Source organism: Bacillus sp. PSXD-155 (assembly GCF_049310765.1).
In the GTDB taxonomy this organism is placed as follows: Bacteria; Bacillota; Bacilli; order Bacillales; family Bacillaceae_G; genus Bacillus_A; species Bacillus_A cereus.
In genome coordinates this window covers 1-25,195 of the sequence record NZ_JBMOWC010000039.1, presented here as the reverse complement: position 1 = coordinate 25,195, position 25,195 = coordinate 1, and the positions used below count along the sequence as shown (strand labels likewise).

Sequence of the window (25,195 nt, the reverse complement as noted above, 5' to 3'; positions counted from 1 at the left end):
GTTAGAGTGTGAAGAGATAGGCGTGAATTGGTTCTCTTTTCTATTTTGTAAAAAAAACCAAGTATTCAACCTATAATAAATTTGTTATGATAACCAATGGGATAAAGTGAATCCCTATCGTTTAAAACAATATGTTTGAGAGTATATGTATAAAAGAAAAGAGAAAAAATATGAATAAAACATTTGTAAAAGGAGCAGCGATTTTAACAATTACAACTTTTTTGTCAAAATTGCTTGGTAGTTTTTTTCAAATTCCATTACAAAATATTGCAGGAGATGAAGTGCTCGGTATTTTCCGTCTTGTTTTTCCTGTATATATGATTGCTCTTACATTATCGGTAGCCGGAGTTCCACTTGCAATTTCGAAACTAATTGCAGAGTTGAACGAAAAAAATAAGCAAAAGGAAATTGCGAAATTATTTACATCAGCGTCAATTATAGGAATAGCATTTGGCGTTTTCGGCTGTTTAGTCATTGTATTATTTTCTATTGAAATTGCAAATATGCTTGGTGGACAAGAAACTAGAATGCCGTTGCTTATTACTTCATTAGCATTACTCATTGCTCCATACATGGCAGTTTATAGAGGGTATTTTCAAGGTTTCGGTGATATGAAACCAACAGGGGTATCACAGGTCATTGAGCAATTTGTACGTGTGTTTTTTATGTTAATAATTGCTTACATACTAGTATCATGGGATAAGAGTAATACTGTTATTACTAGTGGTGCGATGGTTGGCTCTTTTCTTGGAGTCATTAGTTCGCTTATATATTTGCGTATAAAATATAATAGAAGTCCATACTACAATAAAAGCAATTCCTATTCACTCCGAGATTTAAGAGAAAACGGCAAAAAGATATTGAGGGTATCGATCCCAATCGCTATCGGAGCTTTATCAATGCCACTTTTAAATTTAGTAGACTCGCTTACAATACCGCATGTATTACAAGGATCATCAACAGAAATTCAAGAACAATTTGGAATATACAGTCGCGGTTTTGCATTCACGCAAATAATTGTTATTTTTGCAAGTGCAATTGTATTTCCGTTAATACCACTCTTAACTTCCGCATTGGCCAAAAGAGATATAAATTTGGCGAAAATAACAATTCAAAATACAAATCGACTAGCGCATGTTTTGACAGCGCCGTTAACAATATGGTTGATGGCATTAACAGTACCGTTAAATGCCGGATTGTTCACAGACGTAAAAGGCAGTAGTATGTTAACAGTTATGATTGGCAGTTCGTATTTTACTGCGGTTATGGTATTATCAATAGGTGTTTTACAGGGCATTAACCGTTCTGCACAAGCTGCATGGATAGTTATTGGTGCGAGTTGTGTGAAAGTCGTGTTAAACATAATGTTCGTGCAGAAGTTTGGCATAGATGGAGCGGCGTATAGTACATTCATTACTTACGTATTGATTTGTATTGTAAATCATTTGTATATTCGAAGCTATATTGCCTATTCTATTCATTTAAAAAGTTTTTTTGGTGTGCTAGCAATAGCATCTATTTTAGGACTAGGATTGTATGAACTATTTAATGTGATAGATGTTACATCTTCAAGAATTATGACGTTATTATTCAGTGGTATAGCATTAAGCATTACAACCATTTTGTATGGTGTATGTGCTTTGAAATTAAAATGGATATCAATAAAAAAAATACCATTTTTGAAAAGATAAATATAAAAATTTAATTTTTTATTAAAATTCATATGAGCTGATAAAGAGGAAACTATGTAGGGTATTAAGTGTTTAGGTAAGGAATGGGTACCAGTTTATGTTAGATGAAATAAACGGTTACCTAGTTTTGGAGGAGATTTAGGGTGCGTTTAGTCTTATCAGGATATTATGGTTTTTATAATGTTGGAGACGAGGCGATTCTACAATCAATTATTGAATCGTTAAGTAAAGAGAACCCGGATATAGAACTAGTAGTACTATCAAATGATTCTAAATATACAAAGGAAATGTATGGTGTAGAATCGGTAGATCGCTGGGATATAAAAGCTGTTTATCATGCGATCAAAAACAGTGATGGAGTTATTAGTGGTGGCGGGAGCCTTCTTCAAGATCAGACAAGTACGAAGAGTATTCTATATTATACGGGTATTATGGGACTCGCTCGATTATTAAAAAAGCCGTATTATATTTATTCACAAGGAATAGGTCCAATTACAAAAGGATATAATCGTCTATTAGTAAAATGGAACTTGTCAAAAGCTTCCTATGTATCAGTTCGAGATGAGGATTCGTTTTTATATTTAAAAGGACTTGGCATAAAAAACGATATTGAAATTGTTCCAGACCCTGTTTTAACATGGAAACGGACAAAACAATCGGATTGGTTGCAAAAACATTCGATACATGGAAAAGTAATCGCGGTTAGTGTGCGTTATTGGAATGCAAAAGAAGATTATATAAAAAAATTAGCTGCGGCATTAAAAAAATTAAAGCAAGAAGGATACCAAATTCTATTTGTTCCAATGCATGAGCCATTTGATCAAAAAGCTTCGCGTGAAGTAGTAGACTTAATGGGAGAAGAGACGTATATGCTTCCATATAAAATGGATATCGACGAGAAAATATTCATTTTATCACAATGTTCATTACTAATTGGCATGCGTCTTCATGCACTAGTTTTTTCTGCTGTAGCCAAAACTCCAATGGTCGGGATTTCATACGATCCGAAAATTGATTCGTTTTTAAGTCAAGTGAATCAGCCAGTTATAGGAAGTGTGGATGGCGAATGGAGTGCTGAATATTTATATGAAATTGCGAAAAAGCAATTAATGCAACAAGGAACTGTGCAGCAAGAGTTACAATTGACAATAGATGAGCTTCGGTTGCAAGGCAAACAGGCAACAAAGAAACTCATTGATCATATGGAAAAAGGCACTTTATTAAGAAAGTAAAGTGTCTTTTATTTTGTTTTGAATGTAATAAAAATTCTAATTAAAAAACGTTTTATTTTAAATCCTATTTATTATGCTAAAATGATTGTGAGTATTATATAATCAAATTTGTGATAATAAATTCGTAGATTACGAGGAGGATAACCTTGAAGACTTTTTCAAAAGGTATAACAGCAGTGGCATTAACGGGATCATTACTTTTAACTCCTATTTCAAGTTATGCGGCAAATGATGATATTACAGGACATATGTTTGAGACGCATATGCGCTCACTTATTACTAAAGGAGTTTTAATGGGGTATGGAGACAATGTATATGCGCCTGATAAATTAGTAACAAGAGCAGAGTTTGCTACATTCATAGCAAGGGCTTTAAATTTACCGAAAGCTGATTCGAATTTTGAGGATGTGCCGAAGACTTACGGTTTATATGATGGTGTAAGTAGAGCATATGGAGCGAAAATTATTAATGGTCGTACGAACGAGACATTCTCACCAAATGATGTGATTACACGTGAAGAAATGTCGATAATGGTAAAGCGAGCGTTAGACTATAAAAATATTAAAGTAGCTGTAAGTCCGCTTACCTTTACTGATAAAGATAGTATTAACTATAAAGAGCATGTGCAAGTTATGGTGGCTACTCAAATTATTAAAGGGTATCCAGAAGATAATACATTTAGACCACATTTATCAGCTACAAGAGGGATGGCTTCAGCTATGTTGGATCGTATGCTTCAGACGATTGAAAAAAACGGAAATAGCAATCCTGTAGAAACTAAGAAATATGTTGTGACAAATGTAAGAGAAAACGGAACAGAGCAAGAAGTAGAGCGCTATAATACGTATAAAGAAGCGGTTACGGCTGCTCAAAATAAAGGTATGAATGCGGTAAAATACGAGAACGAATTTTTATGGATTAAAGATGGTTTTGCAAGTGCGAAAAGAATAACTGGGCAAAACATCATTAATATTTATGATGAGAATTTGTCAACAGTATATACGTATATTCAGTATGGAACAGAATTGAAAGTGTTAGAAGTTGGCGAAGATCGTGTGAAAGTTCAACTTTCTGGTTTGACAGGTTATGTGAAGAAGAATGAAATCACTTTAATTCCTACAAATGAAATGAAACAGTCGTCTTATTATGTGAAATCAGATGGATATTTATACCATAAATATTATACATATAATACAAGTTCACCTGGATATACAGAATTTAGATATGGTGTGGCACCTTCTTTCATGAAGCAAGGACAGCAAATGTATAGTGTAGATGGAAAGACATTTGGAGACGAAACTTTCTATCAATATTTCAATTATTTATCATTACGTTCGAAAACAGATTATACAGCTGAACAACTAGATAGTTATGTGAAATCGATTAAGCCAGACTCTCCATTAATTGGTTTAGGAAAGAAATTTAAAGAAGTAGAAAGCAAGTATAATGTAAATGCATTATTCTTATATTCATTAGCAATTCATGAAAGTTATTATGGAACAAGCGCTCTTGCAAAAGACAAAAATAATTTATTTGGTTTAAAAGCAACAGACGATAGTCCATATGGTAACGGGGAAGCATTTAATTCAAAAGAAGATTGTATTGAACATGCAGCAAAATTATACATGAATGAAGGATATTTAAATCCAGGACATTGGCGTTATACAGCAACATATACAGGTGATAAAGCTGCTGGTTTAAATGCAAAATATGCATCTGATGCGAACTGGGGTAAAAAAGTAGCGGGGCACATGAACCGTTTTGATTCTTATTTGGGTAAAAAAGAATACAACAAGTATAAACTTGCACGTGTGATGAATAACGTGGAAGTGAAAAAGAATCCTAGTATATCAAATGAGCGACTGTATCGTTTAAATACAAATGCAGTTGTCACAGTTACTGGTGAAGAAATAATAAATGGAAAAGCGTGGGTTAAAGTTATTTCAGATAACCCTACTGTAACAGAAGCGTATATCGCAAAAGAAAGCTTAGAGTACGTAAAACATTAATTAAATAAAAAAGAAGGTGCTACTAATATTTCGTAGCACCTTCTTTTTTATTCAATTTCAAAATCAACAATGATATAAGCGAGAATAACAATGAAGAAAATACTAACGGCTGGCGCTGTTAATACGTGGCCAGACATAAAGCCAATGCCAAGTGATAGAATGAGTGTGCTCGCTAATAGCATATACTTTACGGTCATGATTTTCTTAAAGTTTGTGATCATGCGGATGAATAATTTAATACCAAAGTATAGAAGTGGTATTAAGTAAATAAGGAAACCGACAATTCCAAAGGCGAAAAATAGGTCATGGAAGTCCATTTCAATTAATTTAATTTTATCTGTGTAGTTACCAGCGTAACCCATTCCGAATAGTTTTTGTGAAAGCGGTGCGTCTTTATAGTACTGTTTGTATGTTTTTAAGAATTTGTCGCGATCACTGTAAATCAAACTTTTCATTTCAGAATCTGTAAGTTCACCTTTTGCATGTTTTTTTGCATCTTCTGGATCTTCTTTAATTACTTTTCCTTCTTTTCGATCTTTTTCTTCTTGTACTGATTTTTTGTATTCGTATATTTGCATGTGAATGCCCATATTTTTTGCGATAGGAGTATGCGGTGTAAGAGCAATTAAACCTCCTAGTATAACTGCGGCAACAACGGTATTTACAATATGTGTGAATCCTTTTCCTTCTTTTTTACGATTTATCATATATTCAATGAATGAGAAGAAAAGTGCTACGCCTAATGTAATAACAATTGCGCCATATCCGACTTTCGTTCCGACCATAATACTTGCATACATCGCAAGTATTGTTGGAATCCAGTAATATATTTTCGAGAAAGAAGTTGTTTTATGAATCGAATATAAGACAATGATTGGGAACATAATGGCGAAAAGAGAACTTAAATCATTTCCAGCGAAGAACCAACCTCTTGAACCGATTTTTGAATGAGGATAGCTTGGGAAATCCGTTCCAGTTTGCATTGCGACAATCATTGTGATGCTTAAAATTAAAGTTGCATATAAGAAATATGTAATGATTTTATGAAATACATACTCTTTATTTTTTAGCTCTTTAAAGGCGATAATATATCCAAACAGTAGCACAATTGGATATATGCTCTTTAAAATGAATTTAACTTCTTCTCCAAATGAAAATGGAGATTTAACCATCATATTATTTACAAGACCGATTGCGAGTGCGATTCCGAGTAAACATAAATAGAGGATGTACTTTTTCGCATCTTGTTGTTTGTGATGAAGAAGTAGGTATCCTAATGCAAGAAGCATAAAGGCGAAACGGACTACAACTCCAACTGTTGCGCTCATGTGTAGTATATAGATTGAAAAAGATGTTAATAAATCTAAAATTGGTTGAAACACAATGAATAGCAATAGGAAATGTGGGAAGTAGTTATCCGTTTGTTTCAACTTATTAACCATATGTTCCTCCAGTTCTTCATTCCTTTATTACAACACCCAAAAGATGGGTATAAAGCCTTTTTTACATAGTAAGGCGAATGAATTTCAATATTTGTTTTTTTATCAAACTTAAGAATACACCATTTCATTGTAATGGTAAATAGATGAAAAGCATGGATAAACCGACTTTAATTTCTATATTTTTCAACGGAATTGTATGTTTTATACGGTATATGTACAAATTGCGAGATTATTAGACAGAAAATTGAGAAAAAAGAAGGATTTTTCAATGGTTCTCTATAATTATATAAGTATAATCTTTATGGAGAAAAGAGGGGTATATATAATGGAAATAACAAGTAAAACAGAATCTGTCGTTGTGAAATATGAAGGCCACGTTGCAACGGTTATGGTCAATCGCCCAGAGGTGTTAAATGCGTTAGATGAGCCGACATTAAAAGAGTTATTACAAAAGTTGAAAGAAGTAGCGGAAAGTTCTGCGCATATCGTTGTGTTATGCGGGAACGGCCGTGGTTTTTCTGCGGGTGGGGATATTAAATCGATGCTTTCAAGTAATGATGAAAGTAAGTTTGATGGCATTATGAATACTATTTCTGAAGTTGTCGTGACGTTATATACGATGCCAAAGCTTGTTATTAGTGCAATTCATGGACCAACTGCAGGTCTTGGGTTAAGTATTGCGTTAACAGCTGATTATGTAATGGCGGATATATCATCTGTTATTGCGATGAACTTTATTGGAATCGCTTTAATTCCAGATGGAGGCGGTCATTTCTTCCTTCAAAAGCGCGTCGGTGAAAATATGACGAAGCAAATTATTTGGGAAGGCAAGAAATTATCGGCGAGCGAAGCGCTTGATATCGGCTTAATTGATGAAGTAATCGGCGAAGATTTCCAAACGGCTGTGAAGCAAAAAATTAATGAATGGTCACAAAAACCGATTAAAGCAATGATTCAAACGAAGCAAATTTTATGTGAAGTAAATCGCTCTAATTTAGAGCAAACATTGCAATTAGAAAAGCGTGGTCAATATGCAATGAGACAAACAGCGGATCATAAGGAAGGAATTGCTGCGTTTTTAGAGAAACGTTTACCAGCATTTAAAGGGGAATAAAGTTTGTCCATTCCTCACTGATTATTAGCTCGTTAATTCGGGATAAAGGGGAGAAAGTGCTAACACATTTTAGTATAATTGTGTTAGCACTTTTTTTAAGGAGTAATACATGAAGAAAATGATCGGTGTTATCACTATTATTTTGCTTACATATTCTGCTTTGCATAGTACACCATCTTTGGCAGTTCGGACTGCGTTGTTTTTTGAGGGACATCCAAGTGTTGCATTTTCTGACGGGGTGACGAAAGAAAAAGATGTGAAAAAAGAAGCGATTCCAGATGAGTATCAAACTCTATATGGTAAGGACGAAGACTTAGAGCACTATTTCTTTCCACATGTAAGAGCACATGGATCAGGAATTGATATGTTAAGTGCGTGCGTGAAGAAAAAATGGTTTTTCTATAAAGCAGAGCTCGGATGTTATTAAATATAGGAGGATGAATGATGTCAGCATATAACAAGTTAGTAAGAGATCGTGTTCCAGAGAAGATTTTAATGTCTGGAAAAACGTATACAGCACAAAAATTAACAGGTCAAGCATACATACAAGCTTTAGCGAAAATTGGAACAGAAGAAATTCGTGAATTTGCTTCTATGAAAGAACGCGAACATGCGCTAGATTCTCTTGCGGATGCGCTAGAAGTTATCATTTCATTAGCACGTGCAGAAGGTGCATCGATTGAAGATGTGGAACGCCTTCGTAAGAAAAAAGAAGTAGAGCGCGGTGGATTTGAAAGAGGTATTTATTTATTAGACGTTTCAGAAGAATAGTTTTATAGGAAAAGCATAGCGTTAATGAGTAACGCTATGCTTTTTTGTTGCAATGAAGCTAATAATGAAGAAGATAGCTGTTAATATCCAGCCGATTGTAATAGAAGTAGTAGTATGAATGGCATAAGAGATTTGTAAACAAAATAATGATGCTAAAAACCAAATGAGTGCAATGTGTATATATTTTTTTGATATATTCATATTTCAGGACTCCTTTTGTATACTAAAAAGAATTTTACTACAATTTAGAAAATTAAGCTATATAAGTAGAGGTTTTCTGGCGAATTTTGTATACTGAATAGTAGAGAAAATGAGGAGGAAACGACAATGGCACATCATACGAAAGAAACGATGGAACTGATTAAGGAGCTTGTCTCTATTCCGAGTCCATCTGGAAATACAGCAAAAATTATTAATTTCATTGAAAACTATGTCAGTGAGTGGAACGTAGAAACGAAGCGTAACAATAAAGGCGCTCTTATTTTAACGGTAAAAGGGAAGAATGATGCGCAGCACCGCTTATTAACGGCACACGTTGATACGTTAGGTGCGATGGTGAAAGAAATTAAGCCTGATGGTCGCCTGAGTCTTTCTATGATTGGTGGATTTCGCTGGAACTCTGTAGAAGGGGAATATTGCGAAATTGAAACATCAAGTGGCAAGACGTATACAGGAACGATTTTAATGCATCAAACATCTGTACATGTATATAAAGATGCAGGTGAAGCAAAACGCGATGAGAAAAATATTGAAGTTCGTATTGATGAGCGCGTATTTTCAGCTGATGAAGTACGCGAATTAGGAATTGAAGTAGGAGACTTCGTTTCATTTGATCCGCGCGTTCAAATTACAGAGAGTGGATACATAAAATCACGTCATTTAGATGACAAAGTAAGTGTTGCGATTTTATTAAAATTAATTAAAAGATTACAAGATGAAAACGTAACATTACCATATACGACGCATTTCTTAATTTCTAATAATGAAGAGATTGGATACGGTGGTAATTCTAACATTCCAGAAGAAACTGTTGAATACTTAGCAGTTGATATGGGAGCGTTAGGTGATGGACAAACATCTGATGAATATACAGTATCTATTTGTGCAAAAGACTCTAGCGGCCCGTATCATTACGCACTGCGTAAACATTTAGTAGAGCTTGCGAAAACGAATCATATTGAATATAAAGTAGATATCTATCCATACTACGGATCTGATGCATCAGCTGCGATTCGCGCGGGATTTGATGTGAAACATGCTTTAATTGGAGCGGGTATTGATTCTTCTCACGCATTTGAACGTACACATGAAAGTTCTATTGCGCATACAGAAGCATTAGTGTATGCATATGTAATGTCTAATTTAATTGAAGAATAATTTCATAGATAATAGAGAGCTGATAAAAAATAATATTTTTAATCAGCTTTTTATTTGGCGAAGCGATTAGGAGACATGTCCTAATCGTTTTTTTTATCCTGCTATTTGTGGGTTGATTAAAGTTTTATTTTATATACATTCATTATAAGTTATATATATGCGATTTTTGTTATAAGGCCGGAAACGTATTTACTATAGATATATAATGTTATACACTATGAAAGGAATTAATTAATAGTTAATATTTTTTAGTTAGCTTGAATAAAAAAATTGTATGAATATGAAGTTTTGAGAGGAGATTTATTTTTCATGAAGTACAAAGCAATAGCCGCAGGTTTATTAGCAGCAAATTTACTAGCACATCCAATTAGTAGTTTAGCAGAAACGAAGAAATTTCCTGATGTTTCAGATAGTGCGTGGTCGAAAGACGCAATTTATTATTTAGTAGAGAGAAATGTAATTAACGGTATGCCAGATGGTAACTTTATGCCATACGGAAATTTAACACGTGCCCAGGCAGCAAAGATTATCGCAACAGCAATTGGTGCTAAAGTAGATCCGAATGCAAAGCCGTCTTATAATGATGCAAAAAATAATTGGGCAGCTTCATTTATTGCAGCCATGGAAAAAGAGAATATTATTAAAGGGCGAGAACCAGGAGTATTTGATCCTGAAGGAAAAGTAACCCGTGCTGAAATGGCAGCTATGCTTGTAAGAGCATATAATCTGAAAAGCAAAGTAACAGGACCAGTTCCTACAAAATTCGCTGATTTAGAGAATCATTGGGGTAAAGAAGAAGTTAATATTTTAGTAGAATTAAAACTTTCTTTAGGTACAGAGAATGGCTGGAAACCGAATGATTCTATTACGCGTGAACAAGCAGCTCAGCTTACTGCGCAAACAGATAAATTTAGCAAGAATAGTGATCGTCCAGTAGAAACAAAGAAAATGTACATAGATAGAAAATTCATTACATATCACGCACCATCATTAAGTTCTGGGATTAGTGCGAATCAGCATAACCCACAAACGGTTGAAATTAAAGAAGAACGAGATGGATGGATCAAAATTGCAACAAGTAACGGTGATAAATGGACACCTTTAGTAGAGAAAACAGAAGTTATTAATGAAGGATTCACTACTTATGCAGAAGCTTCTTCTTCATCAAAAGTAATGGGAACACATAACGCACAGCAAGTAACTGTTATTGAAGAGAACGGCAGCTGGATTCGTATCCGCATGGGCGCTGGTTTCCAATGGGTTAATAAAAATCAATTAAATCCAGTGAAGCAAGGGAATTTCTTAGAAGGAAAAGCGATTATTATTGATCCAGGTCATGGTGGAGCAGATTCAGGTAATCCAGGTTATTATGAGAAAGAAAGTGAAACTGTATTAGATGTATCATTACGATTACAGAAAATATTTGAGAAAAAGACACCATTTACTGTGTTATTCACTCGTACAGATGATACACGTCCAGGAACAAGTGCTTCTGATTCTTTAAAGAAACGTGTAGAATTTGCTCAAAAAAATAATGGGGATATTTTTGTAAGTATTCATGGTAATGGCACGGAAGAGAAAAATGGACAAGGTACAGAAACATTCTACTATGAATCAGCGACAGCAAGAGGAACAAATCCTAACGTATCAGAAAGTCGTTTACTAGCAGAAAAAATTCAAGAGCGTCTTGTAGATGCACTGGGAACAAAAGATCGTGGTGTGAAAAAAGGCGATTTATACGTAATTAGAGAAAATACAATGCCAGCTGTATTAGCAGAATTAGCATTTGTAGATAATAAAAGTGATGCAGATAAAATAGCTACACCAGCGCAAAGACAAAATGCAGCGGAAGCTATTTATCAAGGTATTTTAGATTACTATGAAGAAATGGGTAACAACGTGTCTTCTTTCCGTTAATAAATAATAAGAGATTGCCATTGGCAGTCTCTTTTATTTATTAACGTTTCTCTTTATTTCCGGCATATGATATCATTTAATTTTATATACAAAAAAGTATTTGAGTAATTGTAATCATAACAATTTTAAACGATAGAGGATGATAATAGATTGAATAATCATAGTAAAACACCTGCCTGTATATATACGTATGCATTTCGTGAGGAGGAGCGTGCTTTATGTTACTTGGAAATGCGCTCGTTCTTTGGAATGGAGTCGCACGTTAATATTTTAAAAAGTGATGTAAAAATTGACCCGAGTAGAAGTGCGTTTATGAAAGAGCGCGTTGAGGTTATGTATGAAGGGGACGACTTAAAAAGCATTTTAAAACAAGTGGAACAAATTGATTTAGCGGGGGCGTCGTTTAAAGTTATCTTCGTTAAAATCAATGACCTCGTTGGAGAAAATAAAATTGAATATGGAGAAAGACGTCTTATTGAACGAGACCTTGGCATGCATATTGAAGGAGAAGCGGATGTTCGTAATCCAGAGCGTGTATTCGGGATTGTTCCTCTTGGAGGACGCTGGTACTTCGGGCACTATGTAGAAAGCGAACCAGTTTGGTATCATCACATAAAAAAACCGCATAGTTATTCGACATCACTTAGCACACGTGTTGCGAGATCGGTTGCAAATATCGCTGTACCAAATCCAGAGGGAGTACGAGCAATTGACCCGTGCTGCGGTATTGGAACAGTAGTAGTAGAAGCACTTTCTATGGGGATTAACATCGTTGGTAGAGATATAAATCCACTTGTAGTTCTTGGAACAAGAAAAAATATCGCACATTTCGGATTTGAAGGAACAGTCACAAAAGGACCAATCGAGGAAATTACTGAGAACTACGACGTTGCCATTATCGATATGCCGTACGACCTATTTACGCATGCCACACCAGAAGACCAGCTCTCCATTCTTTCAAGTGCACGCCGCATCGCTAAAAAGGTAGTCGTTGTAACGATGGAGACAATGGACGACATGATCCATGAAGCAGGATTTGAAATTACAGATCGCTGTATTACAAGAAAAGGATCATTTACTAGACAAATTCTTGTTTGTGAATAGAAAGAGAAAGGTCACCCGTTTGGGTGACCTTTTTAGTGTAGTTTGATGTGTGATTGATTGGCAGTTTGCAGGTGGCGATAAGTTGATATTGTGATAGGAGTCTATTACTGTTCTTTTAATTTTTCTTGTTGTGCGATGAGTAAATTGCGTAATATGTGTCCGCGGTAACTTTCTAGTTTTCGACCTTCATGATAGCGCACGCCTAATTTTTTAAGTTCAGCTACGTACCAGCCCTTTGTTCCGTAATACATGGGATCACTTCCTTTTTGCTTTTGAACAGTATATGTTGGGGGGCGAAGTAACTTTACATTGAAAATAATAAGACTGGTTGTATCAAGGGGGCCCCCATAACATAGCCTCTGGACAGTGTATAAAAAAATAGACAGTAGTGTATGTTTTTCTAAAAAATGCATACAAATTTATACCCTATGCGTTGGCATGATATTTGCAATGAAAAGAGTATCAACGTATAGGGGAGAGATCGAAATGAAGGTTAGTAAAATATATACAACGATTGATGCACACGTAGCTGGGGAGCCGCTTCGAATTATTACGGGCGGAGTGCCAGAAATAAAAGGAGAAACGCAGCTGGAAAGACGCGCCTACTGTATGGAACATTTGGATTACCTTCGTGAATTTCTTATGTATGAACCGAGAGGGCATCACGGAATGTACGGTTGTATCATTACACCGCCAGCAAGTGCCCACGCTGATTTTGGTGTTTTATTTATGCACAATGAAGGATGGAGTACGATGTGTGGTCACGGTATTATCGCTGTTATTACAGTTGGAATTGAAACAGGCATGTTTGAAGTGAAGGGGGAAAAACAAAAGTTCATTATTGATAGCCCGGCTGGGGAAGTCATTGCGTATGCAAAATATAACGGGAGTGAAGTAGAATCTGTATCATTTGAAAATGTCCCTTCCTTTGTATACAAAAAGGACGTTCCTATTAAAATAGATAACTATGAATTTCAAGTAGATATCGCGTTTGGAGGAGCATTTTACGCTGTTGTAGACTGTAAAGAATTTGGTTTGAAAGTTGATTTCAAAGATTTATCTGCTATTCAAATGTGGGGCGGTAAAATTAAACATTATATAGAGAGCAAAATGGAAGTGAAACATCCACTTGAAGAAGGATTGAAAGGAATATACGGCGTTATCTTTTCAGATGAACCGAAAGACAAAGGTGCTACGCTACGAAATGTAACGATTTTTGCTGATGGGCAAGTAGACCGTTCTCCTTGCGGTACAGGAACTTCCGCGAGAATCGCAACTCTTTTTGAAAAAGCTACCTTGCAAAAAGGAGAAGTATTCATCCATGAATGCATTACTGATGGGAAATTCCAGGGAGAAGTATTATCCGTAACCGCAGTAGATACATATGAAGCTGTCGTTCCAAAAGTAACGGGGAATGCCTTTATTACAGGATTTCATCAGTTCGTTGTAGATCCGAGAGATGATTTGAATCGAGGATTTTTGTTAGGATAAGGGGAGGGGGTGGAAAGATATGCTAGTTATAAGCGCGAACGAACAAAGAAACTTAGTAAATATGAATGAAGTTATTGAATACGCGGCGCTTGCTTTAAATGAATTTTCCGCAGAAAGAACGATTACACCAATAAGAGGTTCGTTACCATTTGGGAACGAGAAAAATACGGCATTAATTATGCCTTCAGTAGCGGAAGGGCTTGAGGCACTTGGAGTAAAAATAGTAACGGTAGTCCCGCAAAATAAACAGGTAGGAAAGAAAACGATCAACGGGATTGTGATGCTATCAGACTTTCAAACGGGAGAACCGCTCGCACTTCTAGAAGGATCGTACTTAACGATGATCCGAACGGGCGCCTTATCAGGAGTAGCGACAAAATATTTAGCTCGTCATAACGCAAAAACTTTATGCATTATTGGCACGGGCGAACAAGCGAAAGGAATTGCCGAAGCAATATTTGCGGTTAGAGATATCGAAAAAGTCATTTTATACAATCGAACAGAAGAAAAAGCGTATGCATTTGCGCAACATATACAAGAGAAATTTGGAAAACCAGCTTACGTTTACAGGGATCCAAATGAAGCAGACATCATCGTCACAACTACGAACGCAACCACACCAGTCTTCTCAGAAACACTACAAAAAGGCGTCCACGTAAACGCCGTCGGCTCATTCAGACCGAGCATGCAAGAACTACCCTCACATGCCATAGCTAAAGCAAACAAAGTAGTAGTCGAATCAAAAGAAGCAGCACTAGACGAAACAGGAGACCTTCAAGTTCCGATAAAAGAAGGTCTATTCAAAGCAAACGCCATTCACGCTGAACTTGGTCAAATTATAAGCGGAGAAAAAGCTGGCCGCGAAAATGATGAAGAGATTACTATTTTCAAATCAGTTGGTTTAGCGGTAGTAGATATTATCGTTGCGAAGTATTTGTATGAGAAAGCGGTGGAGCAAGGAGTAGGGAATAAGATTCAGTTTTGAGACTGCCTTTTGGTGGTCTTTTTTGTTGGGATGGGTGTGCTAGTATTTATAATTGAAGCCTTTTAATATTATGTTGAAATATATGAATTCTGCGCGGACATCAAATCATTCATTCAATTGGTATATGAAAAAGTTGCACCTCTAATTATTAGAGATGCAACTTTTTACCATTCACGCCATTCTTCTGTTATATCTTCCTCGGATTCTAAGCCAGCTATTCGTGCTGCTGTATCGATAAATTCATAGAGATCTTCTCTTTCCATTGTTTCGATAAAATGGTCATGTTCGATATTTAATTCATTTAATTTAATAACTACCTCTTTAACAACTTGCATTACTTCGACTTCGGTTGGATTCTCTCCTAATCGCTGTAAATTGTTAATGTAAGTGTCAAGAACTGTATTTGTTGCACTTATATTTTCTTCAGTAAAAAATTCCCCATCTTCATCATACTCAACCCATGAGGTTGTTGGTTTGTTTTTTTTCAATTCATCAAATGTCATGATAACCTCCTAAATGTGTTTTTTGTCTTTAATTTCATTCTACATTTTCGATCATATAAAGCAATCATTTTAGAGGGATTTTCTGTAAGTTGATAGTTTTTTAACTCATTTTATGAGGCTACTTATTCGTGGTCTTTTTATTTTCTCCTCCGCATAAATATAGTTTATCGCAAGAATGCATTAATAGATTACAAACTTTCTACCTTTGCGAAAAAGTTTGACAATACATACCGGTAGTGGTAATTTAAAACCTATAAGAAAACTCGGTATTAATTCCGAGTTTTCTTATAGGTGTAAATAGTCGAGAGGGGTCGAAATATGAAGAAGAAGTTGTTTGTATTACCATTTGTCCTACTATTATTTATTGCATTAGCTGCTTGTTCAGGGGAAAAAGATTCGAAGCAAGCGAGCACTAGTAAATCAGGGACTCCGAAAGACGGAGGGGCGTTAACGATTGGTGTTAGCGATAATCCAGATACGATGAATCCGCTTTATGCGAATGATCGTGTGTCATTAACTGTGCAGCAAGCTTTATATGCGCCGCTATATCATATGGAAGACGGTAAGAAAAAGTTTGTTCTTGCTGAGAGCTTTACGCCTTCAGAAGATCAATTAACTTGGACACTGAAGTTAAAAGATAATTTGAAATGGCATGATGGTAAGAAAATTACATCAGACGATATAGCATTTACATTCCAATCTATTTTAGATGAGAAGCAAAATAGCTCAAGTCGTGAAAACTTTATTTTTAAAGGAAAGCCGCTTGAGGTGAAAAAGGTAGATGAGTTAACAACTCAATTCGTTTTACCACAAGTAAGCGCATCTTTCGAAGGTGTGATGAATGATTTCTTCCCAATTCCGAAACATGTATTTGAAGGGGAAGCAGATTTAGCGAAGAGTAAGAAAAACTTACAACCTGTAGGGTCAGGTCCGTTTAAGTTTAAAGAATATAAATCAGATGAGTACGTTGAATTAGATCGATTCGATGATTATGTAGGTGGGAAAGCTAAATTAGACTCTATCGTATACCGAGTTGTAAAAGACCGTAATACAGCAAATGTTTCACTGCAAAATGGTCAAATCAACATGAAGATGATTGAGCCGCAAGACTTTAAGAAATTAGATAGCACTGGGAACTTCTCAATGGTGACATTCCCTGAAGGTAGACTATTCTACTTATCTTATAACATGAATACTGATCTTATGAAGAAAAAAGAAGTGCGCCAAGCAATTGCGCATGCGTTAGATAAGAAAGAAATGATTAACTCAGCATTCGTTTCAGGTGAATTTGCAGAACCAGCAAATTCAATCTTAACGCCAGACGCTATGTATTATGCGAAAGATATTAAAGACTATAAGTATGATAAAAAAGAAGCGAAAGATTTATTAGCAAAAGCTGGCGTGAAAGATAAGGAAAAAGTACGTGTGATGTATGTAACGAATAATAAAATTATGGAAAGCTTAGCGTTATATACACAACAAAAATTAAAAGAAGTTGGCTTAGAAGTTGAACTAAATGCATTAGATGCTAGTGCGGCAAGTGAAAAAGGCTTAGATAAAGAGAATAAAGAATATGATATTACATTTGGTGGTTACATAATGGGACCTGAGCCAGATTCATATAAGAGCTTATTCTTAAGTAATGCTGAATACAATTATGCACGATATAAAAACGCTGATTTCGATAAGTTATGGGAAGAAGCTGCAGTTGAAACAGATAAAACAAAACGCGCAGAGCTATACCATAAAATTCAAGAGACAGCTAGAGAAGACGTACCTTATCTACCAATCGCGTATCCGAAAGCAGTTATTGCAGTAGATAAAAAGTTTGATGGATTAAAAGAAGCGAAAGCAATTCCTGTCACAATGTTTGAAGATCTATCTAAGATTTATGAAGTGAAATAAGAAACAATAAAGAAGCTGGTGGAAATCAGCTTCTTTAGCTTGAGGGGGGAAGTTTGTGTATAAAGTAATTGCGAAGAGGCTTTTAAATGCAATTCCGCTTTTATTTGTTATTTCTATTATTTCTTTTCTATTAATAAAACTAGCGCCGGGGGATCCGGTTCGAAACTTTGTTACGCCAAACATGAGTCCAATTGATGTTGAGCGTATTCGTAAAAGTTTAGGACTAGATCAACCAATTTACGTGCAGTATTTTTTATGGTTAAAAAATATTTTAACAGGAAACTTTGGTTACTCACTTCAAAATCATCGTCCTGTTTTGGAACTTATCACAGAAAGATTACCTGCAACAATTGGATTAATGGGATCATCTTTACTCGTCTCATTCGTAATCGCAATACCACTTGGACTATTTACAGGTGTGAAAAAGAATTCGTTCTTTGACCGCATTGTAAACTTTATTTCATACGTTGGTATTTCTATGCCGGTTTTCTGGTTTGCACTACTATTAGTCTACTTATTCTCTTTAAAATTGAACCTACTTCCGAGTATGGGTATGCGCACCGTAGGTAAAGATTCTGTCTGGGATATTGTGCAACACGGCATTTTACCTTGCATGGTGTTAGCGTTCCAAAACGTATCTGTTTATATGAGATATATTCGTTCAAGTACGATTCAGCAATTAGAAGAAGAATATGTACAAATTCAATATGCGTACGGCGCTTCAAAGAAAACGGTGTTATTTAATCACGTACTTCGAAATGTATTAATACCGATTATTACAATTTTCGGATTATCGATTCCAAGTTTAGTAGGCGGAGCGTTTATTACGGAAACAGTATTCTCATGGCCGGGTCTTGGTTCACTTGGGGTAAATGCTATTTTTAGATTTGATTATCCGATTATCATGGCAATTACATTACTATCATCATTCATGTTAATTCTCGGTAACTTAATTGCTGATATTTTATATGGCGTAGTAGATCCGCGCATTCGAATGAGGGGGTGATTTGGAATGAATAATAGGAGATTTCAAACGATAAAACATAGCTTTACGAAAAATAAGTTTGTTGCAATGGGAGTTATTATACTTGCGGTTTTAACGGTCGCATCAATTTTCGCATTCGTATCGCCGTACGATCCTAGTAAAATGTCAATTCCAGATCGCTTACAAGAACCAAGTATGAGTCATCCTTTCGGAACGGATGATTACGGAAGGGATTACTTAACGAGAGCGTTATATGGCGGACGAGTTTCACTTGCGGTCGGTTTCCTTGCGATGGTTGTTTCTATTACAATCGGGACCGCAGTCGGAACAATTAGCGGATATTTTGGAGGAAAGTTAGACAACTTTTTAATGCGAGTTGTTGAAGTACTTATGTCAATTCCATCATTCTTTTTAATGCTACTATTAAATGCGTATTTAAAACCAGGAATTACGACGTTAGTTCTTATTATCGGATTACTAACATGGATGGACACCGCGCGCATTGTAAGGGCAGAAACGTTATCTGTAAAAGAGCGTGAGTACGTTTTATACGCAAAAGTATCAGGACAAAAATCACTTATGATTATTGTAAGACATATCATTCCTAACATTTTATCAACCATTATTATCGCCGCGACATTAACGATTGCGACATCGATTTTAATGGAATCATCACTTAGTTTCTTAGGTTTAGGTATTAGAGAACCAGATTCTTCTTGGGGCAGCATGCTAAACAATGCGCAAGGATATATTGGTGAAGCTTGGTATTTAACGCTCTTCCCAGGATTCCTTATCCTTTTAACGGTACTTAGTTTTAACGTAATTGGTGAAGCGTTGAAGAAAGCTTTCGCACCAAAAGGAGCCGGACATGAAAACTAAAGTGTTAAGTGAAAGGAGTGAGAAGCGTGTCTGAAAAACTACTAGAAGTGAAAAATTTAAAAACTTCTTTTTTCATAGAAAGTGGCGAAGTTGAAGCGGTTCGCGGCGTTACATTTCGCTTAAATAAAGGAGAAGTAGTCGGTATCGTTGGGGAATCTGGAAGCGGAAAGAGTGTAATGGCGAAGTCTGTTATGTCTCTCGTTACGTCACCAGGAAAAGTGAAAGAAGGGGAAATCCTTTTTCATAATGAAAACATACTTTCTAAATCTGAAAAAGAATTACGTTCTATTAGAGGAAATCAAATTTCACTTATCTCTCAAGACCCAATGTCAGCGCTAAATCCAGTCGTGAAAATTGGGAAACAAATGACGGAAGTAATTATACGTCATCAAAAAGTGAAAAAGAAAGAAGCAGAGCAAATCGCGATTAACTTGTTAAAACAAGTCGGCCTTTCGTCGCCAGAAGAAAGGGTAAAACAATATCCGCATGAACTAAGCGGTGGTATGAAGCAGCGGGTTATGATCGCAATGGCGATGTCTTGCAACCCTGACCTTCTTATTGCGGACGAGCCGACGACTGCACTTGATGTAACGATACAAGCACAAATACTAGATTTAATGAAAAACTTAAAGAACGAAACGAATATGGCGTTACTTCTTATTACGCATGACTTAGGAATTGTCGCGCAAAACTGTACGCGCGTCATCGTTATGTATGGCGGGCTTATTATGGAAGAAGGACCTGTACTTGATATTTTCCAATCGCCGAATCATCCATATACGAAAGGGCTATTAAACTCTCTGCCAAAAATATCGAACGGTGTAAAAGAAAGACTCGCTCCTATTCAAGGTGTAACACCAAACTTATTAAACCCGCCACAAGGTTGCCCATTCGCAGAGCGTTGCCCGCATGCGATGGACATTTGTGAAAAAGAACGTCCGCCATATTTTGAAATCGGAAACGAAAGACGTTCCATGTGCTGGTTAAACGATAAGACAGTAGGTGATTCACATGCATGAAGAAAACTTAATTGAAGTTCGGAACTTAAAAAAGTATTTTCCTATTAAAAAAGGACTATTTGGCAGGAAAACAGAGCAATTAAAAGCAGTCGATGACCTTAGCTTCACCATTAAAAAAGGTGAAACATTCGGTTTAGTAGGAGAATCAGGTTGCGGAAAATCAACGACAGGAAGAAGCATCATTCGTTTACACGATGTCACTTCAGGTAACGTTTTATTCGACGGAAAAGATATCGCAAGTTTAAAAGAAAGTGAACTAAAAGAATATAGAAAACGAATGCAAATTATTTTCCAAGATCCATACGCATCATTAAACCCGGCAATGAACGTATTCCAAATTATTAGCGAACCGATGAACATTCACGGTTCCTACGAAAAAGAAGAACAAAAAGAAATCATTTTAGACCTTCTGAAAAAGGTAGGCTTAAAAGAAGAACATTTATATCGCTACCCGCACGAATTTAGTGGAGGCCAGCGCCAGCGCATTAGCATCGCGCGCGCACTATCTGTAAAACCTGACTTTATCCTATGTGACGAACCAATCTCAGCACTCGATGTCTCAGTCCAAGCACAAGTCGTAAACATGCTGCAAGACATTCAAGAAGAAACAGGAGTCACATACTTATTCATCGCACATGACCTATCGATGGTAAGGCACATCTCAGATAGAATCGGAGTCATGTATTTAGGAAACATAGTAGAAATTGCCGACAGCGAAGACCTATACACAAAACCGGCACATCCATACACACAAGCACTACTCTCATCTATGCCAGAACCAGATCCAACAAACACTGGGAAAGAAAGAATAATCCTAGAGGGAGAAGTACCAAGCCCACTAAACTCACCATCCGGCTGCAAATTCAGAACGCGCTGCAAATTCGCCACTGAAAAATGCGCACAGGAAGTACCGAAGATGGTTGAGATTGCGAAGGGGCATCAGGTGGCTTGTCATTTGTTTTAGAGGGAGAGCACTAGGGGGACCTGGTGCTTTTTTTCTTTGTAGGTGAATGTGATGTGGGATTGGTTGTTAGTTTAGGAGATAACGCGCTCGAAATTTGTCGGTAAATCGATATGTTGTGTCGAAACGTTGATATATTCGGAGTTACGATCGATATAATCGAATAATCGTTGATATATTTTTTTAAAGAGTGGGATTGGTTGTAGATTAATGTAGAAATTTAATGTTTTCGAAAAAAAGAATTGACTTCTATATTAGTTGTAACTAAAATAGTTACATAAAGATGTAATCAATTTAGTTACAACTAATATCTGCTAAAAATATGATTTATATATTTAATTAAGGATGGTGGTCCATACGTTGCCACCCGGTGTAGAAAGTTACTAACACATTCAAATCAATGCATATTCTAAGCTTTAGTATTTTCTGTTACGGGGCAATAAGGTGCAACGTTATCTTTTGTTAAAAACCTTGGTGGATCTTTCTTTGGAAATATTAGTTTTGGGGAAATATAGTAAGGTATCTAAAAAAGAACAAGGTATAAAAAGATGTACTTATATAAACCAAAAATTTAGTTGAGCTGGATAATAAAAAAAAGGTAGGAGATTTAAATGGAGACGAAACAAGATAACCTTATTTATGTATGGGATGCATATTGTGGATGGTGCTATGGTTTTTCAGAAAGTATTAAAGGATTTTACAAAAACCACACTGAAGTGCCATTAACGGTTTTATGTGGAGGGTTATTTTTAGATAATTTACCAATGAAAAACTTCTCATATATAGAAGAAGGAAATAAAAGAATTAATCAACTTACAGGTGCTGAATTTGGTCCTTCATATCAAAAATTGGTGGAGGAAGGGACTTTTAAAATGAATTCGAAAGATGCTGCAATTGGTTTTTCAGCTTTACGCTCATTAGCGCCAGACCGTTTATTAGAATTCACTTCGGCTATGCAAAAAGCGTTTTATTATGAGGGCCAAAGTCTGAGTGATCCTGAAACATATCGCAAAATTGCAATCGAGCATGGTTTGGACCCTGAACAAGTATTAGAACGTTTAAACGCTCAAGAAACAATAATAGATGTCCAAAATGATTTCAATAAAGTTCGACAGCTTGGTGTTAATAGCTATCCTTCCTTACTTTTACAAAAGGATAATCAAATTATTCCTATTGGTGGTGGCGTAATGACGCCGGATAAAATTGAAGCGCGTTTTAAAAATTTATATTAAGAAAATTTAGGATATAGTAGCAAACATGTTATCTTAGGACACCTGACATTCATCTCCGGAATATTCGCCAGTACTATTACACTTTCAGATGAATGGGAGTGGGAGATTTTATCGAAACAAGATAAAAATATGATAATTAGTTAATAACTTTAACAAAAGGAGAATAACATACTATGTTTAAAACAATCGATACAAATCAAAAAGATGTGAAATTAACGGTGTTTAGTTCGGACGAAAAAAGCTTTATGGTCACAGCAACATTAGTTGAGAAAGCAGGACATGCATTTTTAATAAACTCAAAATTTACTCAATCTGATTCGAAAGAAATTGTAGAGTATTTGAAAAAAAACAACTTATCTCTAGATAAAATCTTTATTATTCATGGGGATCCAGACTACTACTTTGGATTAGAGAGCATTAAAGCCGTTTACCCAGAAGCTATAGCGTATGCTACGGAGTCTACTGTTGAACATATCGTTCATTCTGTCTTAGGGAAATTAAAAGTTTGGAAAGACGCCCTTGGAGAAAATGCGCCAAGTAACGTGGTATTACCTCAAGTGTTTAAAGAAAAAGCGATTGACTTTCAGGGGTTAACATTTGAACTAGTAGGCTTAGATCATTACAGAACTAGCTTATTTAATAAAGAGCTGAAAGTATTAATTGGTGGTATTGATGTATTTAACGAAATACATGTATTCTTAGCGGATACTAGCTCAAAAGCGGCGATGGAGGCGTGGATTGAGAACTTGAAAGTGTTACAAGCATTACATGCTGACATAATTGTACCAAGCCATGGATCAATCGAAAAATCTCTAAATAATCAAGCACTTACTGCGACAATGGATTATCTAAGAACTGCGGTTCAAGCTTCTGAGGAAAGTGGAACTTCAAAAGATTTTGTGGCAAAACTTGAAGCAGCATATCCAGACTATGCAAATAAAGGTGTATTAGAATTAAGTGCAAAAGTTGTAACAAAAGAAATGCCTTGGGGTTAATGATATGAATAAATATCAAAAACTATTACATGAAACGTATGTGTTAACTGGCGAAGGGAAATTGGATGCGTTCAAAACGTATTTAAGTGAAAATGTATCTTGGACAGAAGCTGCTGGGTTTCCATATGCAGGTACTTATATAGGTCCAGATGAAGTAGTGAAAAACGTACATGAACGTCTTGGCACGGAATGGGATGACTATAGCGCTAAAGATGAAATTTATACTTTTAATAACAATACTGTTATTGTGTATGGAAAATATAGTGGAACATATAAAGCTACAGGGAAGTCATTTGTAGCAGATTTTTGTCATCTTTATAAGTTTGATGAGAACGATAAGGTTAAGAAGTTTATTCAAATTGTGGACAGTGCAACTGTTAATGAGGTATTAAGTTAGAGCTAATCGTTTCTAATATGTCTTGTATAGGGGGGCTAGGATAAATGAAATTCCTAACATTACCCCTGACATTACATTTTGGGGAAGGTTTCTCCTTCTTCAAACTTTTTATAGAAGAAAACTTATTTAAGTAGAAGAGGTAGGTATATATGAAATTAGAGAAAAGTTTAATCATAACAATTATTTCTGTATTTATTTTAGGAGTAGTTTCGACTTTGGTATATCAAGCTTCCACCGGTAATAACAAAGGGAACGCAATAAAGAGCGAGAATGTTGCTTCTGTATCAAAAGAAGTGAAAGAAAATGAAAAGAATAAAAAGATGGTAGTTGATTTCTATAATGAAGTTTTTAACAAACATAATATCGATATTATCCCTAAATATGTTAGCGAAGATTATAAGCAACATAATCCTTTTGTTGCTGATGGACGAAAAGCCTTCATGGATTTCTTTAAGGAGGATTTTGTTAAAAATCCTAATTCCTCTGCAGAGATTAAACGTGTAGTAGCTGAAGGGGATACAGTTGCTCTTCATGTACATTCTCGTACTAATTCTCAAGATAAGGGAAGTTGCTATAGTCGATATATTTCGTAACAAGGATGGAAAGATTGTCGAACACTGGGATGTAATTCAAGAGATTCCAAGTGAAGCAGCTAATGATAATACGATGTTTTAGATAGAAGATATATCTAATAATTGTTTAATTGATAGTGCGGTATAGAATTTAGAAATTTAGATAATTAGTTATCAAATTTGGAAATCATTTAAAAATAGCATATTAAATGATGGCACAAATTAATACGAAATAGCTCTTTAATAAAAAATCCGACTCATTAAAAAATGAGTCGGATTTTTTATTAAAGAATAGTGCTAATTTTGTGGTTCGGCACCATCTAAATTTGGAAACCATGAAAGTATAGGTATTCTATATCCACGTAAAGTAAAATCGTAATTTTTTCCTTCTTTTATGTTTGCTTGCAGATTCACTGAATTAAACTTCATCATAAGAGGGCTATCCTCATTAGAAATAACTTTTTCAGTTCCATTTTTTTGCTCAACCTAGTACAATCTCACCAGTATAAAAAAGACCACCATTACTGGCAGTCCTTTTTTGGTAGTTTTAGAAATTAAATTATAACATATTAATATGCAAATTATAAATATACTTTTCCCAAAGATACTATAAG

At 35.6% G+C, this 25,195-nt stretch carries 23 protein-coding genes and 1 pseudogene; 20 read left to right on the top strand and 4 right to left on the bottom strand.

All coding sequences use genetic code 11. The features are described 5' to 3' along the window. Positions 1 to 170: 170 nt before the first annotated feature. The 3 genes from ACO6VI_RS26000 (at position 171) to ACO6VI_RS25990 (ending at position 4,932) form a co-directional block, all read left to right on the top strand. The gene (locus tag ACO6VI_RS26000) at positions 171 to 1,691 is read left to right on the top strand and encodes a putative polysaccharide biosynthesis protein (protein WP_098834265.1); all 1,521 of its coding nucleotides are present in this window, start codon (positions 171 to 173) and stop codon (positions 1,689 to 1,691) included. A 143-nt stretch (positions 1,692 to 1,834) separates the two neighbouring features. Then, on the top strand, positions 1,835 to 2,923 hold the full coding sequence (gene csaB, locus ACO6VI_RS25995; RefSeq protein ID WP_001241597.1) for a polysaccharide pyruvyl transferase CsaB: 1,089 nt from the start codon (positions 1,835 to 1,837) through the stop codon (positions 2,921 to 2,923). A 146-nt stretch (positions 2,924 to 3,069) separates the two neighbouring features. Next, positions 3,070 to 4,932 (top strand): S-layer homology domain-containing protein, encoded by a 1,863-nt coding sequence (locus ACO6VI_RS25990; protein WP_000847495.1) that lies wholly within the window; start codon positions 3,070 to 3,072, stop codon positions 4,930 to 4,932. A 47-nt stretch (positions 4,933 to 4,979) separates the two neighbouring features. Here ACO6VI_RS25990 and ACO6VI_RS25985 read toward each other — a convergent pair whose 3' ends face one another. Then, complete coding sequence (locus ACO6VI_RS25985) at positions 4,980 to 6,374, bottom strand: O-antigen ligase family protein (protein ID WP_000247522.1); 1,395 nt, start codon at positions 6,372 to 6,374, stop codon at positions 4,980 to 4,982. Positions 6,375 to 6,675: 301 nt separating this feature from the next. On the opposite strand from ACO6VI_RS25985, the gene ACO6VI_RS25980 reads away from it, so the two are divergent. The 3 genes from ACO6VI_RS25980 (at position 6,676) to ACO6VI_RS25970 (ending at position 8,259) form a co-directional block, all read left to right on the top strand. Further along, positions 6,676 to 7,488 carry an enoyl-CoA hydratase gene (locus ACO6VI_RS25980; RefSeq protein WP_003269647.1) on the top strand — a complete coding sequence of 271 codons (813 nt, stop codon included), beginning with the start codon at positions 6,676 to 6,678 and terminating at the stop codon, positions 7,486 to 7,488. A gap of 109 nt (positions 7,489 to 7,597) precedes the next feature. Then, the gene (locus ACO6VI_RS25975) at positions 7,598 to 7,915 is read left to right on the top strand and encodes a hypothetical protein (RefSeq protein WP_000738198.1); all 318 of its coding nucleotides are present in this window, start codon (positions 7,598 to 7,600) and stop codon (positions 7,913 to 7,915) included. 17 nt (positions 7,916 to 7,932) lie between these two features. Next, complete coding sequence (locus ACO6VI_RS25970) at positions 7,933 to 8,259, top strand: nucleoside triphosphate pyrophosphohydrolase (RefSeq protein ID WP_001277348.1); 327 nt, start codon at positions 7,933 to 7,935, stop codon at positions 8,257 to 8,259. 21 nt (positions 8,260 to 8,280) lie between these two features. Here the strand turns inward: ACO6VI_RS25970 and ACO6VI_RS25965 are convergent, their stop codons facing one another. Continuing rightward, entirely contained in the window at positions 8,281 to 8,460 is a 180-nt protein-coding gene (locus ACO6VI_RS25965) for a hypothetical protein (RefSeq protein WP_001027083.1), read from the bottom strand. 126 nt (positions 8,461 to 8,586) lie between these two features. Between ACO6VI_RS25965 and ACO6VI_RS25960 the strand changes: the two genes are divergently transcribed. The 3 genes from ACO6VI_RS25960 to ACO6VI_RS25950 all read left to right on the top strand — a co-directional run bounded on the left by ACO6VI_RS25960 (position 8,587) and on the right by ACO6VI_RS25950 (position 12,657). Beyond that, positions 8,587 to 9,636, top strand: coding sequence for a M42 family metallopeptidase (locus ACO6VI_RS25960; protein ID WP_000930086.1), 1,050 nt, complete (start codon positions 8,587 to 8,589; stop codon positions 9,634 to 9,636). Between the two features lie 309 nt (positions 9,637 to 9,945). Then, the gene (locus tag ACO6VI_RS25955; protein ID WP_000875328.1) at positions 9,946 to 11,553 is read left to right on the top strand and encodes an N-acetylmuramoyl-L-alanine amidase; all 1,608 of its coding nucleotides are present in this window, start codon (positions 9,946 to 9,948) and stop codon (positions 11,551 to 11,553) included. Between the two features lie 150 nt (positions 11,554 to 11,703). After that, complete coding sequence (locus ACO6VI_RS25950; RefSeq protein ID WP_001059324.1) at positions 11,704 to 12,657, top strand: TRM11 family SAM-dependent methyltransferase; 954 nt, start codon at positions 11,704 to 11,706, stop codon at positions 12,655 to 12,657. A 104-nt stretch (positions 12,658 to 12,761) separates the two neighbouring features. On the opposite strand, the gene ACO6VI_RS25945 is transcribed toward ACO6VI_RS25950, so the two are convergent. Then, a complete protein-coding gene (locus ACO6VI_RS25945; RefSeq protein WP_115609907.1) occupies positions 12,762 to 13,037 on the bottom strand; it encodes a YflJ family protein in 276 nt (91 codons plus the stop codon). Between the two features lie 106 nt (positions 13,038 to 13,143). Between ACO6VI_RS25945 and ACO6VI_RS25940 the strand changes: the two genes are divergently transcribed. Further along, positions 13,144 to 14,148, top strand: coding sequence for a proline racemase family protein (locus ACO6VI_RS25940; protein ID WP_000868674.1), 1,005 nt, complete (start codon positions 13,144 to 13,146; stop codon positions 14,146 to 14,148). A gap of 19 nt (positions 14,149 to 14,167) precedes the next feature. Next, positions 14,168 to 15,133, top strand: coding sequence for an ornithine cyclodeaminase family protein (locus tag ACO6VI_RS25935; protein ID WP_098818791.1), 966 nt, complete (start codon positions 14,168 to 14,170; stop codon positions 15,131 to 15,133). A 164-nt stretch (positions 15,134 to 15,297) separates the two neighbouring features. Here the strand turns inward: ACO6VI_RS25935 and ACO6VI_RS25930 are convergent, their stop codons facing one another. Next, entirely contained in the window at positions 15,298 to 15,636 is a 339-nt protein-coding gene (locus ACO6VI_RS25930; RefSeq protein ID WP_000141782.1) for a hypothetical protein, read from the bottom strand. A gap of 318 nt (positions 15,637 to 15,954) precedes the next feature. Here ACO6VI_RS25930 and ACO6VI_RS25925 point away from each other — a divergent pair, with 318 nt between their 5' ends. From ACO6VI_RS25925 to ACO6VI_RS25885, 9 genes and pseudogenes are all read left to right on the top strand, one after another. Further along, positions 15,955 to 17,541 (top strand): ABC transporter substrate-binding protein, encoded by a 1,587-nt coding sequence (locus tag ACO6VI_RS25925; protein WP_098834262.1) that lies wholly within the window; start codon positions 15,955 to 15,957, stop codon positions 17,539 to 17,541. 55 nt (positions 17,542 to 17,596) lie between these two features. Further along, positions 17,597 to 18,547, top strand: coding sequence for an ABC transporter permease (locus ACO6VI_RS25920; RefSeq protein ID WP_000278778.1), 951 nt, complete (start codon positions 17,597 to 17,599; stop codon positions 18,545 to 18,547). Between the two features lie 6 nt (positions 18,548 to 18,553). Continuing rightward, complete coding sequence (locus ACO6VI_RS25915; protein ID WP_001065285.1) at positions 18,554 to 19,405, top strand: ABC transporter permease; 852 nt, start codon at positions 18,554 to 18,556, stop codon at positions 19,403 to 19,405. A 26-nt stretch (positions 19,406 to 19,431) separates the two neighbouring features. Then, entirely contained in the window at positions 19,432 to 20,424 is a 993-nt protein-coding gene (locus ACO6VI_RS25910; protein ID WP_023521279.1) for an ABC transporter ATP-binding protein, read from the top strand. Beyond that, positions 20,417 to 21,388 carry an ABC transporter ATP-binding protein gene (locus ACO6VI_RS25905; protein WP_000544136.1) on the top strand — a complete coding sequence of 324 codons (972 nt, stop codon included), beginning with the start codon at positions 20,417 to 20,419 and terminating at the stop codon, positions 21,386 to 21,388. The genes ACO6VI_RS25910 and ACO6VI_RS25905 overlap by 8 nt, the downstream gene beginning before the upstream one ends. 608 nt (positions 21,389 to 21,996) lie before the next feature. After that, entirely contained in the window at positions 21,997 to 22,617 is a 621-nt protein-coding gene (locus ACO6VI_RS25900) for a DsbA family protein (RefSeq protein WP_000448622.1), read from the top strand. Positions 22,618 to 22,790: 173 nt separating this feature from the next. Next, the gene (locus tag ACO6VI_RS25895; RefSeq protein ID WP_000477272.1) at positions 22,791 to 23,612 is read left to right on the top strand and encodes a hypothetical protein; all 822 of its coding nucleotides are present in this window, start codon (positions 22,791 to 22,793) and stop codon (positions 23,610 to 23,612) included. Between the two features lie 4 nt (positions 23,613 to 23,616). Continuing rightward, positions 23,617 to 24,009 carry a nuclear transport factor 2 family protein gene (locus ACO6VI_RS25890; RefSeq protein WP_001046367.1) on the top strand — a complete coding sequence of 131 codons (393 nt, stop codon included), beginning with the start codon at positions 23,617 to 23,619 and terminating at the stop codon, positions 24,007 to 24,009. Positions 24,010 to 24,158: 149 nt separating this feature from the next. After that, positions 24,159 to 24,684 (top strand): annotated as a pseudogene (locus tag ACO6VI_RS25885) (ester cyclase). Positions 24,685 to 25,195 lie beyond the last annotated feature (511 nt).